Here is a 14,947-nt window from a genome sequence, read left to right on the forward strand (position 1 = left end):
AAATAGTAAGGAGCGCCTAAGCGCTCACACTACCATATGGATTGCATTTCCCATATCTCCATGGATTTAACCAACAGTTCTCCAGTTCCCCAGATCTCAAGTCCCATAGCATCCTTACGGCTTGGATACACCCGGGTCGTCAGGCTTTTTAATCCGTTGGCATACGCTTCGACCATAGAGCGGTCCAAATAGATGTGCAGCTTCAGATTTTCTCCCAGTAGCTCCAGCTTACCACCCTGAACCCCACTGCATTTTTCTCCCGGATGTTGTGTCGTTTTTGTCCGGTCGGCCAAGAGCATGGTCTGATTGAGATCATAATACAACAGGGTTTCTTCTTCCCCATCCGGTGATTTCCGGATCTTGATTCCGAATTGCGCAGCACTGCCTGGCTCAATCTCCACTTGAATCTCAAGCATGTCGCCTTGAACATCCTTGAGAAGGTCATTAGCATCGGCCAAAGACTTATCCCGGAGCGATAACCGCTTCTCTCCTCGCAGCGATTGAAGCTCCTGAATCGGCTCGATTCCCAGCCGTCTATCCTCTCGCAAATACACGCTTAGCGGCAAGCCCCCGTTATGAGCCCAGCCCGATTTGTATTCCAGCTCGGACGTACGGTCACCTTGGGCAATTGTGAAAATAATATTTCTGCCTGTGTTCGGATCAACCATGCCACTCGGGCCTGTAAAATGGAAGTCACCAACATCAATCAATTGAGGTTCTTCTTGATCTGGAATGAATGATATCTTCTGCTTATCGAATTGTCCGATCCAATAGAACACCTCGACATCGGCGCCAGGTCCCACAGGGCTAACCAGTAAAAGATGTTTGTTTTCACCCTGCTTATCCATGCCAAGAGGAAGAAGCACAGGAAGCTCCCAGATAGGTCCAAGATAAGGGAATTGCTGAAGATCAGCCTGATAAAATGGTCCTTTGTAGGTCCAATTGAGCATATCCTCTGACATAAATGCAAGGGCTGCCCCGCCTCCACCTTCAATCCCCGATCCGACCAGGGCATACCAGACATCCTCATCCTTCCAAACGAACGGGTCACGGAAATCCCCGAATGCCCCCATTCCCTTCTGCTGTACAATAAGCGGCTCTGGATGTTTGATCCAATTAACCAGATCAGGGTCTCCATCTTCTGAGTAAGTGCTTCTTGCAAGTGCCACGCTCTGATTCGGCGAAGCACTATCATTCCCCGCGGTAAAGAACAGGACAGGAAGTCCGTCCGCATCGTAAGTTGCACTTCCTGACCAGATCCCGTCCGGTGCGAGCTGATCCTTCTCCGGTGCCAGAGCAATAGGAAGATCACGCCAATGCACCATATCCTTGCTCACCCAATGCCCCCAATGAATATGATGAAAGTATGGTCCTTGCGGGTTATGCTGATAGAACAAATGATAGTACCCGTCAAAATAAATCGGTGCATGCGGTTCATTCATCCAGTGAGCTGGCGGGCTGACATGATATTGCGGTCTATGCCGGTCTGCCAGCAGTGGTGTACGATCCAGCTTGATGTCATCATATTTCACTTGCGGCACGATGCCTCCGGGTACGGAATCCAACACCTCCTGATAAGAAGCTGCTACTTCCTCATTACTCAAGGCGCGGTTATAAATCTTCAGTTCATCCATGATTCCGCCGAACATATGAAGGCTGAACGCTTCTACAAGCTTGCTGCTGTGATTGTTTTTGCCGATTAGCAGATCTGTGTCCACCGCTGCAGCCATGCGGGAACCACGCGCAACAGTATCTGAAGCAATCTCACTGCCATTGAGAAACAACTTAATTTCTCCATCGTCCCCATTGAAGACAGCGTTTAGGTAAGACCACTCATTCTTTGGCAGTTCATAACCGTCCGGTGACCAGATTTCCTTCCAGTCTCCTCCCTCTAGTCCAATTTGGAAAGACCAGGAGCCATGGCGGAACATTCCCAGCAGAAATCCCTGTTTATTCTCCATATTGTGTTGGTTCACGATGGCGGCGAGCTTGCTGTCATATCCCCATTCATAGGTGCGCGGAGCAACCCATACTCCGATACTGAGAGCTGAGAGATATTCCGGTCTTCCATGCTGCCCTTCAAGGTGAGCGGAATGAGCAATGTATGACGAGTAACCATCGAAGAGAAGCCCATATCCCGACACCCCCTGTCTCCACGGCGGAGTACAAGATTCAGTGAACTCTGTTTGGTTAAAGACGTACTGGATATCATCCTGGGTTCCGGTTACACTCTCCAGAGCACTTGCTCCGGTTCCTTCATCAAAGGCCCAGTACATCATTAAACCTTGATTATCGATTAATCCGTTCATACATTCACCCTCCCTACTAACTGCTCTGTGCTGCCTTCAGTCTTATGAATGGAATTAAGAGTATGGATATGAAGCGAGTTCAGCTCTGCACTCCCTGCCACGGTACTTATCAACACTTTTTCAATTGGGTTAATCGGAAAAACTTGATCAGTTAACGCGACTATTCCACCATTTGCAAACACTTCAACCACACTACGATCCACCCAGATACGCAACTTGATGTTTCCTTTGTCCGGAACCAATCTAGCACCGTGCTTACATGCAAATGACGGGTTGAAATCAGTGAGTCCTGACTTAGAACGATCAATAAACAACCACTCTCGTTCAGGATCATAACCAATAATCGTTTCACACTCTTCGGAAGATTTTAATAGGATATGAACTTCGTCTCCGGAGTGGACAACAAGATCGACCTCAATCTCCAACAGATCTTCGTTCGTCTCGTGAATTAAAGGGTTCTCGCTCGTTACCGCTACATCGCTCCATGAGTGCGTCTCTTTCCGCAGCTTTTCTATCTCCTGAACAGGCATTTGCGATAGAATCACGTTCCCGTTCCGGTTGGTTAGTGATAGTAAGCGAGGGAGGGTCATGGCACCTCTCCAGGAAGCGGTTGGTACTTGATTGGCATATTTCCAGTTGTTCATCCATCCGATGATTATGCGCCGTCCGTCTTCCTCTGGAATATCAGACCAAGATACTGCGGCATAATTATCTCTTCCCTCATCCAACCACAGCACGGTATCCGGCGCATTCTCATTTACAAATTTGAAGCCATCGAAGCTTCCAATGAAATATTGGGTTTTAGAGCCTTCCGGACAGTCTGGATTGTCACCGATACTTACCAACAGGACCCATTTTTTCGAAGTGGACCCATCGATGGATAACTCAAATAGATCTGGACATTCCCATACACCGTAGTGTGCACCATCCGACTTTCCGAATTCGCTGGCAAACTCCCAATCCTTCAAGTTAGCAGATTGATAAAAGCGGATATGGTCTCCACATGCAAGAACCATAATCCAGAGGCCAGCTTCCTCCATCCAGAAGACCTTGGGATCACGAAAATCGGTGATCTCGATATCACTCAGAACCGGATTTCCGGAATAAAGTGTCCAGCTTCTGCCTTTATCCTTACTGTATGCCAGGCTTTGGCGCTGCCGCGGTCTATCTGAATCTGGGTATATATCAGCATGAGTGAATATTGAAACCAAGCCTGAACCGCCATCAAATAATCCGCTGGTATCGTTCCAATCCACAACTGCGCTACCAGAGAAGATGGCCCCATTATGATCCGGAGACAAGGCTACAGGAAGTGTTTCCCAGTTCACCAAATCCTTGCTTACCGCATGTCCCCAGTGCATAGGACCCCATACGGTGCTTCCGGGATGATGCTGAAACATCAAATGGTACTCTCCTTCAAAATAGACCATACCATTCGGATCATTTAGCCACATAGCAGGCGGAGAGTAATGGAATTGGGGCCTGTATGATTCTTGGGACAAATCAGTGCCGACAGATTGAACTAATTCAGCAGCCTGCCGATAGGTTGGAATTGCCGGAATGGCTCCTTTTTGTGTTGTAACCAAAGCACCCACTGCATTGGCGAAGCTTATAATCGGGACCCAGTCCTGATCTCTAATCTGCTCGATACTGCACCCTCTCTCCAGCAGCTGATAGAGGAACCCGCCTAGAAAAGCATCTCCCGCTCCGGTAGTGTCAACAGTATGAACTTTAAAACCTGGCACATCAGCAAATTTAAAACCAGAGCCAAACCGGACGAAGCACCCTTTTTCAGCCTTAGTCACCAGGACCACTTTCACCTTGAATTGTGACTGAATTTGACGGGTACCCTCTTCCAAATCAGTAAGACCCGTAATAAACTCAAGTTCTTCCTCAGAGATTTTAACAATATCCGCAAGAGCAAGTCCTTCCTTTATCCTGGACTTCGCTTCCTCCAGATTGCTCCAAAGTGCAGGTCTTAAATTTGGATCAAAAGAAATCAGAGCTCCATTCTCTTTTGCATATATACATGTTCTTAACGTTGCACTAGCAGAAGGTTCATGGGTCATCGATACAGATCCGAAATGAAAGATTTTTGAACCTTTGATATATTCCAGATCAATATCATCAATTCCGAGTAACATATCTGCACCTGGTTTACGGATAAAGCTAAAAGTGCGGTCGCCATCGTCTTTCAGATGAACAAAAGCTAGCGTTGTACTCGCATTCTTCTCCTTGACTAAACCCTCAGTATCTACACCATTTCCCTGCAAAACTTGGGTAAGATACTCTCCAAACTGGTCTTCACCCACTTTACCGATAAATGCCGTAGATTTTCCAAGCTTTGATAGAACAACAACCACATTCGCAGGAGCTCCGCCGGGATTACATTCAAATAGCTGCTCCCCCTTCTCGGACAAGCCTGCCGGAGTAAAATCAATCAGTACTTCACCTATTGCTGTAATGTCAACCATATGGTTCTCCACCCCTAATCCATCATATATATACGACTCTCTAATCCGAAAACATATGTAGCAAGCCTGAGTGAAGGCACCTCATTCAGGCTTGCTACATGCCTTAACTATCCTATTTTATTTTTGGGCTGCCAGATAACGGTCATACCCATCTTGGTATACCTTCATCAGCTCATCCAGGCCCATATCTTTAAGCGAAGCCAGGTAATCGCTCCACTCGGAGTCAGAGACCCCTTTCAACATAAATTTAGCGCGCATGGAGTTTGTATACGTTTGTATCTCCGGTTTCAGCTTATCGATAGTTTTCAATTCTTCTTCAGTAAAGAAGATATTGGGGTATTTCTCTTTCTGCATCTGCGGTACAAATAGATTTTTGATATCATTCAGTCTTTGCTGTGCCCGTGCTTCAGGAGGTGCAATGTTTTGGAAATCCTCACCAGTGAATACGCCGCCGCCACCTAGTGATACGGTTTGACGGAACTCTCCCGGATTACTGATATCCGACTTCTGAACCAGTTTGCCATCGGCAGATTTCTCAAACCATTCGCCAATAGGGCCCCAACGGACTTCGGCAGTGGTTTCCGGTTTGTAAATCAAATCCAGCCACGCAGCAATCAATGCTGGATTCTTTGCTTCTTTTGTGATTACCGATCCGCCTCTAGAAATCGCGGAACCACTGTTCCACTTAACAACCATATCTTTAAAAGGAGGTACGATCGGATAATGTTTGTCGCGTCCAGGACCGACTACATCTGTATGATCCCACCAGAGAAATGAGCCAAGAGTTTCCGGCTCCGTCTTCCCTTTTGCATAATATTGGGTATATTCTTGAGTAAAGGATTCTTGATCAACAAGTCCTTCTTTCACCCATTTCGCAATCTCGTTTACAGCGTCTTTATAGCCATCTTGAATTGCTGCGTAGGAAACCTTTCCGTTGTCCACATTCAAATGCTCAGCATAGGCGTTGTTACCAGGCTGGTATGTTTTATCCGGTACACCGAAGGCTCCAAACAGATAACCAATATCACCCGTCCAGAATGCATTGACGAAGGATAAAGGAATTTCATCCGCTTTACCGTTGCCGTTTGGATCTTTGGTCTTAAAGGCAAGCAGAACATCATGATATTCTTGAAGAGTGGTTGGCATTTTCAGCCCCAGCTTTTTCAGCCAATCCTCGTTAATATAGAGGAAATCCGGGTTCGACCCAATTTCTTCTTGACCCGTGCCTAACTCTTCACCTGCAGGAAGAGAATAAATTTTGCCGTCAGGTGCTGTGACCTCGGCTTTGATATCCGGTCTCTTGTCAAACAAAGCCTTCAAGTTAGGCATGTATTTGTCAATTAGATCATTTAGGGGTATAATAGTGCCGTCCGCACCATATTTCATCAGTTCTGTATCTGTAAATCCGGCTCCGAAGAACATTTCAGGCAAGTCGCCACTTGCAATGAGCAGGTTCTTCTTCTCGTTATAATCCGTCTCGACAATAGTATTCCAATCGATATGAACATTTGACATTTCTTCCAGTTTTTTAGCCATGGTCATTTCGTTATAATCGCTTGGTGCGAGCGGAGCTCTCTTAGCAACCACCTTTAAGGTGGTTTTTTCTTTTAGTGGAAACTGAATAGATGCACTGTCTTCTGTTTGATTTCCACTATTCTCTGTATTCGTACCTGTCTTACCATTGTTGCTACTGCTGTTATTGCTGTTGTTGCTGTTACAGGCCGTAGCAAACACGGAAACGGCCATCATTACTGCCAATAGACCCGCAGCTTTTTTGTTCATTCTTCTTAACCTCCCTATTAAATCTGCTCATTGTATACTTCTTTCATCCGGGATAAACCAGTCCCATTCTAGTCCAGTTTCGCAACACCTCCTTAACGATCATTGAGAGGCAAACTCTTACCCTTTTACTGAACCTACCATTACTCCTTTGACAAAATATCTTTGCAAGAACGGGTATAAGGCTAACAGCGGTACAGCAGAAACGATAATAACACCGAACTTAATTAATTCTGTCACACGCTGTTTGGCCAGCATGTTATCAATATCCATAAGCATATTACCGGACGGTTGACTTTGGATCAGAATGTTACGAAGAACCAACTGCAACGGGAACTTTTCACCATCACTCAGATAAATTAGAGCATCGAAGAATCCGTTCCATTGGCGTACGACCGCGAAGAGGACAAGAACTGCAATAATCGGTTTAGATAAAGGTAGAACAACACTCCATAAGTATCTGAGATTCCTCGCACCATCTATGGCCGCTGCCTCTCGCAACTCTTCAGGTAATTCCTCGAAAAAGGTTTTCGCTATGATAATCAGGAAAGCATCCATTGCACCGGGGAGAATAACTGCCCACATCGAGTTCATTAAATGCAGATCTTTTACAACCAGATAAGTAGGAATAATACCGCCATTAAAGAACATCGTGATAATAAAAAAGGTCATAATTACATTTCTTCCATAAAAATCTTTCCTCGAAAGTGGATATGCCGCCATAATGACAAGAGTCGTGCTGACAATTCCATTTAGTACCGCATAAAGAATAGAATTTTTATAGCCATTCCATATTGAACTGTCGCTAAAAATCCTTTTATATCCATCAAAGGTTATACTTTGTGGCAGTAGCCAAACATCACCCGAATAAATTTTGTTTGGATCACTGATGGAAGCGATCACTATAAAATATAAGGGATACAGAATCATTAACGTGAAGCAGCCTAGAAACAAATAATTGATTATATCAAAAACCAAATCGGATTTCGTTTTTCTCTTTAACATGGTTTTTCTCCCCCTTCTAACAGGCGTTTTCGCCTCTAAAACAAGCCCTTGCCGCTTATTTTCTTGGTTGTTTTATTCACAATGACCAGTAATATCAGGTTTATCACCGAGTTAAACAGTCCGATCGCTGCCGAAAAGCTGTATTCCGCTCGCTGAATCCCTACCTTGTACACATAAGTCGGAATAATCTCAGATGTAGCCACATTTAAATCAGTCTGCATAAGGAATGCTTTTTCAAACCCAACATTCATCAGATTGCCAACAGCCATAATGAACAAAACAATAATTGTAGGAGCAATACCTGGTAAATCAATGTGCCGAATCCGATGCCACTTGGATGCACCATCCATAACCGCTGCTTCATGTAAATGGGGGTCGATTCCAGCCAAGGCGGCCAAATAGATAACTGACGCAAATCCTGTTTCCTGCCATACGGATGAGAATATGTACAGAGGTCTGAACCATTTCTCCTCTCCCATAAACATAATCGGTTCATGACCGAAGGCGGTTACAATATGGTTAACCAAACCGCTGGTTGGGGACAGGAAGATGAACAGCATGCCGACCAATACGACGGTTGAAATGAAATACGGCGCGTAAATCGTAGTTTGAATGAACTTCTTCATCTTCTGCTGTCTCAATTGATTCAGCATAATTGCTACAATAATCGGAAAGGGAAAAGCTATAGCCAAATTGAGCAAACTTAGTAAAAGCGTATTCCCCACAATTTGCTTGAAATTGTACGATTCAAAAAAACGTTGAAAATGTTCTAGTCCTACCCATTCACTGCCCCAAACCCCTTTGGAAGCTACAAAGTCTTTAAAAGCGATTTGTACCCCATACATAGGCCAATATTTAAATATTGCAAAATAGGCCACTGGGATCAAAATCAATAAATACAATTCATAATTCTTTTTCATTTTCCCAAGCATGTATTTTCCTCCATCTCCAAGGTAAACGATTACGTAATAGACAAGAGCTATTTCTATAATTTTATAAGCTCCCCCGCTCCAAATGCCAAAGTTGACATGTGCTCCGATTATATTAAAAAATAAGAGTTTATTTTTTAATATAAATGCACTTGCCAAACCCTTGATTCCAAAGACAGGTAAACGTTTGCGTAATCGTTTTTATAAATTGATTTTATTTGTTTTTGAGAGCGTTGTCAATAAATTTTCCTTCCCCTTAAATTTCTTTTTCCAATTGCTCAAAATCCGGTTCATACAGTGGAAAACGGACAGAGAATCCCCCCTGTCCGTTTTTATTCATATAACGTTCCCCCGGTCCTCGAAAAGGCCGGTAGTTGGATTATATTTATTCCACAAGGACCGGCACATTCACATCGTCTACATTAATATGACCAAAACCGCCAGTCGCATTGTCGACAATCTTTATATAGCAAGCGGTTCCAACATAAGAAGCTGCACTCCAAGTAACGCGAGTATAAGCTTCATTGCTGCTGCCTGTTGCTTTTAGCAGCTCAGTGCCATCCGAGGCCCGAACCAAAGCAACGTATAAATTGTTGATATCATTCCCTCCGCCGATCAGAAAATCAATGGATCCGTTACCGCCCAGGGTAAATGCCGCAGATTTCAGCACACCTACCTGAGAGTCTCCCCCATCCTTAAACCCCCAGAGATGATACGCACCGCTTTGATTAAAGGGGCCGCCCCAGCCCCAGTTCGTATCCGCCACAACATCCGCATCACTGAACGCATTACCGCTTACAATCGTCCATCCGTTCAGATTTCCGCTCTCGAAGTCATGGTTTGTCAAACTGCCAGTCTGCTGCGCAGCTTGGGTGGTTACTGTGACACTGTTGCTTGCTGCCGAGATATTTCCTGCAGCATCCTTTGCTTTGAGCGTATAAACATAGGACGTACTTGCTGTCAGCCCGCTATCTGTATAGGTGGCAGTCGTACTCGTACCTACTTGTGCCCCATTCCGGTAAATCAGGTATCCGGTTACTCCCACATTATCCGTAGAAACCGTCCAACCCAGGGATACAGAATTCGTGGTTGTCCCGGTTGCTGCCAGATTTGCTGGAGCTGCCGGAGATTCTGTATCAACAGCTCCACCCTGGACCGGCACGTTTACATCATCCACATTAATATGGCCGAAGCCGCCAGTAGCATTGTCGACAATCTTAATATAGCAGGCAGTTCCAACATAAGAAGCGGCATTCCAAGTAATCCGGCTATAAGCTTCATTGCTGCTGCCTGTTGCTTTTAACAGCTCAGTACCATCCGAAGCCCGAACCAAAGCAACGTATAAATTATTGATATCATTCCCTCCGCCGATCAGAAAATCAATGGATCCGTTGCCGCCCAGAGTAAATGCCGCAGATTTTAGCACACCTACCTGAGAATCTCCCCCATCCTTAAACCCCCAGAGATGATACGCACCGCTTTGATTAAAGGGTCCGCCCCAGCCCCAGTTCGTATCCGCCACAACATCCGCATCACTGAACGCATTACCGCTTACAATCGTCCATCCATTCAGATTTCCGCTCTCGAAGTCATGGTTTATCAAACTGCCAGTCTGCTGCGCAGCTTGGGTGGTTGCTGTTACACTATTGCTTGCTACCGAGATATTTCCTGCAGCATCCTTGGCTTTGACCGTATAGGCATAGGACGTACTTGCTGTCAGCCCGCTGTCTGTATAGGTGGTTGTCGTACTCGTACCTACTTGTACCCCATTCCGGTAAATCACGTATCCCGTTACTCCCACATTATCCGTAGAAACCGTCCAACCCAGAGAAACAGAATTCGCGGATGTCCCGGTCACTGCCAGATTCTGCGGAGCTGTCGGAGATTCTGCATCAATAGCTCCACCTTTGACAGGGACATTAAAATCATCAACATTAATATGGCCCCAATCATCCGTCCGCTCATCGACTATTTTAATATACATGGATGTGCCTATATATTGGGTAGCATCCCAGTATCTCTTCGTATACCCTTCCGTAACTCCTTTAGTACTTGGCCAATTCCAATAGCTTCCCGGTCCAGTTGATTTAAAGAGTTCTTTGCCGTCTGAAGCACGAACAAAGGACACATACAATTTATCAATATCAGAACCGCCACCGACCAGAAAACTAACCTGACCATTACCCCCGAGTGTAAAATTCTTAGATTTCAATACCCCTGTTGCAGAATTCCCACCACTCAAATTTCCCGAAAAATGGTATTCACCAGCTTGATTAAAGGGTTGGTTATTCCCGAATGTCGCTATATTTGTTACCCCCGAATTTGAAAAAGCTGTTCCGCTCTCTATGATCCACCCGTCTAAGTTACCGCTTTCAAATCCATTATTCGTAATATTCACGGATGCCGGCGGAGCAATTACATTAACTGTGCTTGAAGTTATTTTAGCACCGTCTCTTGTTTTGGCCGTAATAATTGCAGATCCCTCGGATTTTCCAGTTACTGCTCCATTAACCACCGACGCAACAGACGTGTTGCTGGAACTCCAGATTACATTTTTGTTCGTTGCATTTGCTGGTGCAACTGTGGCATTGAGCGTTTTTTTACCGCCTACCATTACCTCTAAACTGGCAGGACTCAGGCTGACACCGCTGACTGCCACAGGGGTATAGGCGGAATTCATTGCCCAGACTTTCAGTGATTTCACAACGATTGAACTGGTGTTTGCATCTCCCCACAGTTGAAGGCCTTTTGCATCTGTTCGGGTAGAATAAGTTCGTGTGGTGATGGATTTAAGTCCATTCAAGTAAGATTCCACCATAGATTTATCCAGGTATATGTGTAGTTTGACATTCTCACTACCGATATCTACAGTACCTTTTTGAATGCCTTTGTTTTGACCGGCAATGGTTTTGGTACGGTCAACACCATACTCTTTATTACTGTTTTTGTAATAGATTAATGTCTCTTCTTCACTGTTAGGAGATTTTCTGATTTTGATCCCCACACTGTCAGCAGAACCACGGCTCAATTCCATTTCGATCTCAACCGTATCGCTTTGAATGGAAGAAAGTGCAGCATTGGCAGACGCAAAGCTCGTATTTGTTGTAATATTTACAAGTTGCTGGCCTCTTAAGGACTGAAGCTCAGTAATTGGATTGATCCCCAGTTTACCGTCAGGACGCAGCGAAATTTCTACAGGCAGTCCTGCATTATGCGCCCATCCTGCGTCGGATTCTTCCTGGGAGTTTCTTTCCCCTTGAGCAATAGTGAACATAATATTACGACCTGTTTGCGGATCTTTAAACCCGCTTGGGCCTGTAAAATGAAAGTCTCCAAAATCCATTAATTGAGGCTTGGGATCATCAGGTGTGAACTTTGCAGTAGAAGCATTCCAAGTCCCAATCCAATAGTACACCTCCACATCCGCCCCGCTTCCGACAGGACTAATCGCCAGCAGATGCTTGCCGTTTCCCAGCGACATCATAACCGGTAATTCCCATACACCACCTAATTCCGGATAAGTTGACGGATTGGTTTGATAGATTGGCCCGCGATAGGTCCAATTCATCAGATTAGGATCCGTTGTAGAGTAAACAGCGGCTGATCCCCCCTGCCCATCGTAACCCGTACCTACCAGCATAAACCAGGTTGAACCATCTTTAAAAACATACGGGTCTCTGAATTCACCCAATTTCCCGTATTGCTGGGCTACAGCCAGTTTGGGCTCTTTTACCCATTTCTTCAAATCGTTATCCCCATCAGTCTGAACGGTGCTGCGGGCAACCCCTACGTTTTGATTGCTGTTAAGGTATGCTCTAGAATCGTTGCCGGCAGTGAAGAAAAGGGTAGGATTCCCTGTATCATCAATGACTGCGCTCCCAGTCCAATCCCCATCGGGATCTACCTGGAACAATTCCGGTGATAATGCAGGCTGCACGTCTCTCCAATGCACCATGTCATCGCTGACCCAGTGTCCCCATTGCATATTGTGCCAATACGGCCCATGCTGGTTATTCTGATAGAACAAATGGTATTGCCCATTATAGTACAACGGAGCATGGGGTTCGTTCATCCAGTGACCCGGTGCGATAGCATGATAAGTAGGGCGATAGCGGTCGCCGTCGTAGACACTCCGGTCAAAACTAAGGTCTGGTGTCGGCAGGTTTCCCCCCAGAGTTGACATGTAGCTCTGATAGGAGTTATCTGCTTCAGCATTTGTGTAGGCTCCGTTGTATATTTTCACTTCATCGATAAGTCCGTTAAACATGTTTAATGGAAATACGCCAAGCTGGGTGCTCTGATTGTTTTTACCGATCAAAAGCTGATTCCCTGAGGGTGTGATTGTGGAATTTGCCGGGATACTGCTCTTAGCCACTTGACGTCCGTTAAGGAACAGCTTCATGGTGCCAGCCGCTCCGTCAACTGTAGCAATAATATGAGACCATTCATTTCTGGGTATAGGCTCATAGGACCAAACCTCATACCATTGCCCACCCGAGCCGATTTGAAACGACCATGTTCCATGCCGGAACATCCCAAGGATAAATCCCTGTTTTCCGGATTTATCATTCTGGTTAACGATTGCTGAGAGAGTGCCGTTGTCACCCCATTCATAGGCTCTTGGGGCAACCCAAGCTTCAATCGTCATACTCTGAGAAGGAGTGGTGATCGGAGAGTGTGTCACCCAATTCGAGTATCCGTCAAATAGTAAGGCTTTACCAGTAATCCCGTCATTACGCCATACCGGATCACTGGAAGGCTTGTAAACTGCATTATTGAAAACATAGTTAATAGAATCATTCGAATTGCTGACGTTTTCTCTTGTCGTTTTTCCGCTTCCCTCATCAAAATTCCATTCTGCAACTTTAGTAGTCGCAGCTTCGGCTTTAGATTTATAGATCCCAAACGGCACCATTAACAAAGCAGCAAGCATACCAACCAATACTTTTTTCAACTGTACACTTTTTAACACAAGACACCCTCCCATTTTCACATATGTTCTCCTTCGTACCCGGCAATAATTTTAGACCGTCACCCTTCCAGCAACAAAAATTTTGAATTTCTAATACGCTATGCGGTATGCATCACCCCCTCTCAGAATAAGTTGCTGCAACCAAAGCACAGAATGATTACGCTTTCATTGTCTGTATAAAAAAACTCTTTACACTGAGGAGGAATTATGCATAAAAAATCCCTGATAGCGAAAGAGTTTAATCGTTTACGTAATCGATTACTTACAGAAGAAAAAAAGTCAGAGCGATTGTCTGACTATGAAATTTGCTTGTAAGCGATGTTCTTCTTTTCCGGAAATGCCTTCCTCAATCCTTTGCAATATCACTTCAGCAGTTTTTACTCCAAGCTGGAATGACGGCTGCTGAATAACCGTTAACGGCGGATGAGTTACCCTTGTCCACTGAACATCATCGAATCCAACAACCGCCAACTGGTCCGGTATACGAATCGAATGATCCTGCAAATATGTCATTGCGCCCATTGCCATCACATTATCCGTCACAAAAATAGCTGTTGGTTTCATCTCTAGCAAATCCCCCATGTTACTGTATCCGTTCTCAAAGCTCACCTCTCCAATACGAATCAACGAATCATCCAATTCAAGGCCTGCATTCATTAACGTTTCCGTATAACCTTCATATCGTTCAATCGTTGTCGTTACCGAAAGAGGGCCGGATAAAAAAGCAATTTTTTGGTGGCCTTTGTCTAGAATCTTCTGTACTGCTTCCTTAGTTGCAGTTTTGTTGTCAATAAGGACGGAATCCCGTTCACAATGATCAGGGACCCGATCAATATAAACCACAGGATAATCCCCGAATAACTGTTCATAATCACAATCCCTGCTGGCCGGAGCCACAATCAGTCCGTCAATCATTTGTGAATCAAACATACTGATTTCTTTGTTTTCCGCTTCAACATTATCACTGGAATCACTCAAAATAAGATGATAGCCCTTTTGTTTCAATACACTTTGAACTCCGGCTGCTACCGACATAAAATAAAAGTTGGAAGTTTCAGAAGCAAGTAGGGGTGCAAGAAACGCAATTATATATGACCTGCGGCTGCGTAGTGAACGCGCTACTGAATTGATTCGGAAGTTCAACTCATTCATTGCAGAATGCACCTTCTGTTTCGTCTCATTGGACACAAACCGAGTCCCGTTAATGACATGTGAAACAGTAGCTGTAGATACATTCGCCCTTGTAGCCACATCTTTAATACTGACATTCTTTTTTTCAGTCATCACACTACACCTGTCTCATTTCGCATTAAGCAGATCCGATACTTCAATTGTTATTCCCACTGTGTTCATTGAAGTAAACGATTACTTACTATATAATATATTTTCACTAGAAGCTTTTGTCAAATAATATTGTGATTGTATTTTTACTAAAAGTTTCTTGTTTCACGCGTCACGCACTCAATTGTCTATAGGCGC

7 protein-coding genes are annotated in these 14,947 nt (G+C 44.8%); all 7 read right to left on the minus strand.

What is annotated here, in order from left to right; genetic code table 11:
• Window positions 1-29: 29 nt before the first annotated feature.
• The 7 genes from L6H70_RS15120 to L6H70_RS15150 all read right to left on the minus strand — a co-directional run bounded on the left by L6H70_RS15120 (window position 30) and on the right by L6H70_RS15150 (window position 14,752).
• Window positions 30-2,309 (minus strand): GH32 C-terminal domain-containing protein, encoded by a 2,280-nt coding sequence (locus L6H70_RS15120; protein ID WP_236334483.1) that lies wholly within the window; start codon window positions 2,307-2,309, stop codon window positions 30-32.
• Window positions 2,306-4,783 (minus strand): PfkB family carbohydrate kinase, encoded by a 2,478-nt coding sequence (locus L6H70_RS15125; protein WP_236334485.1) that lies wholly within the window; start codon window positions 4,781-4,783, stop codon window positions 2,306-2,308. Before L6H70_RS15125 ends, L6H70_RS15120 begins: the two co-directional genes overlap by 4 nt.
• Before the next feature lie 117 nt (window positions 4,784-4,900).
• Entirely contained in the window at window positions 4,901-6,565 is a 1,665-nt protein-coding gene (locus L6H70_RS15130; protein WP_236334486.1) for a type 2 periplasmic-binding domain-containing protein, read from the minus strand.
• 117 nt (window positions 6,566-6,682) lie between these two features.
• Window positions 6,683-7,567, minus strand: a complete 885-nt coding sequence (locus tag L6H70_RS15135; protein WP_236334488.1) for a carbohydrate ABC transporter permease — start codon at window positions 7,565-7,567, stop codon at window positions 6,683-6,685.
• A gap of 35 nt (window positions 7,568-7,602) precedes the next feature.
• A complete protein-coding gene (locus L6H70_RS15140) occupies window positions 7,603-8,499 on the minus strand; it encodes an ABC transporter permease (protein ID WP_074114231.1) in 897 nt (298 codons plus the stop codon).
• Window positions 8,500-8,881: 382 nt separating this feature from the next.
• Complete coding sequence (locus L6H70_RS15145) at window positions 8,882-13,411, minus strand: GH32 C-terminal domain-containing protein (protein ID WP_236334725.1); 4,530 nt, start codon at window positions 13,409-13,411, stop codon at window positions 8,882-8,884.
• A gap of 336 nt (window positions 13,412-13,747) precedes the next feature.
• Complete coding sequence (locus L6H70_RS15150; protein WP_236334490.1) at window positions 13,748-14,752, minus strand: LacI family DNA-binding transcriptional regulator; 1,005 nt, start codon at window positions 14,750-14,752, stop codon at window positions 13,748-13,750.
• Between the last annotated feature and the right edge of the window lie 195 nt (window positions 14,753-14,947).

The organism is Paenibacillus auburnensis (assembly GCF_927798115.1).
In the GTDB taxonomy this organism is placed as follows: Bacteria; Bacillota; Bacilli; order Paenibacillales; family Paenibacillaceae; genus Paenibacillus_AQ; species Paenibacillus_AQ auburnensis.

Excerpts from the sequence above, each read along its gene's own strand:
- L6H70_RS15120 (WP_236334483.1), bottom strand. The coding sequence starts at position 2,309 with ATGAACGGATTAATCGATAATCAAGGTTTAATGATGTACTGGGCCTTT.
- L6H70_RS15125 (WP_236334485.1), bottom strand. The coding sequence starts at position 4,783 with ATGGTTGACATTACAGCAATAGGTGAAGTACTGATTGATTTTACTCCG.
- L6H70_RS15130 (WP_236334486.1), bottom strand. The coding sequence starts at position 6,565 with ATGAACAAAAAAGCTGCGGGTCTATTGGCAGTAATGATGGCCGTTTCC.
- L6H70_RS15135 (WP_236334488.1), bottom strand. The coding sequence starts at position 7,567 with ATGTTAAAGAGAAAAACGAAATCCGATTTGGTTTTTGATATAATCAAT.
- L6H70_RS15140 (WP_074114231.1), bottom strand. The coding sequence starts at position 8,499 with ATGCTTGGGAAAATGAAAAAGAATTATGAATTGTATTTATTGATTTTG.
- L6H70_RS15145 (WP_236334725.1), bottom strand. The coding sequence starts at position 13,411 with ATGGTGCCGTTTGGGATCTATAAATCTAAAGCCGAAGCTGCGACTACT.
- L6H70_RS15150 (WP_236334490.1), bottom strand. The coding sequence starts at position 14,752 with ATGACTGAAAAAAAGAATGTCAGTATTAAAGATGTGGCTACAAGGGCG.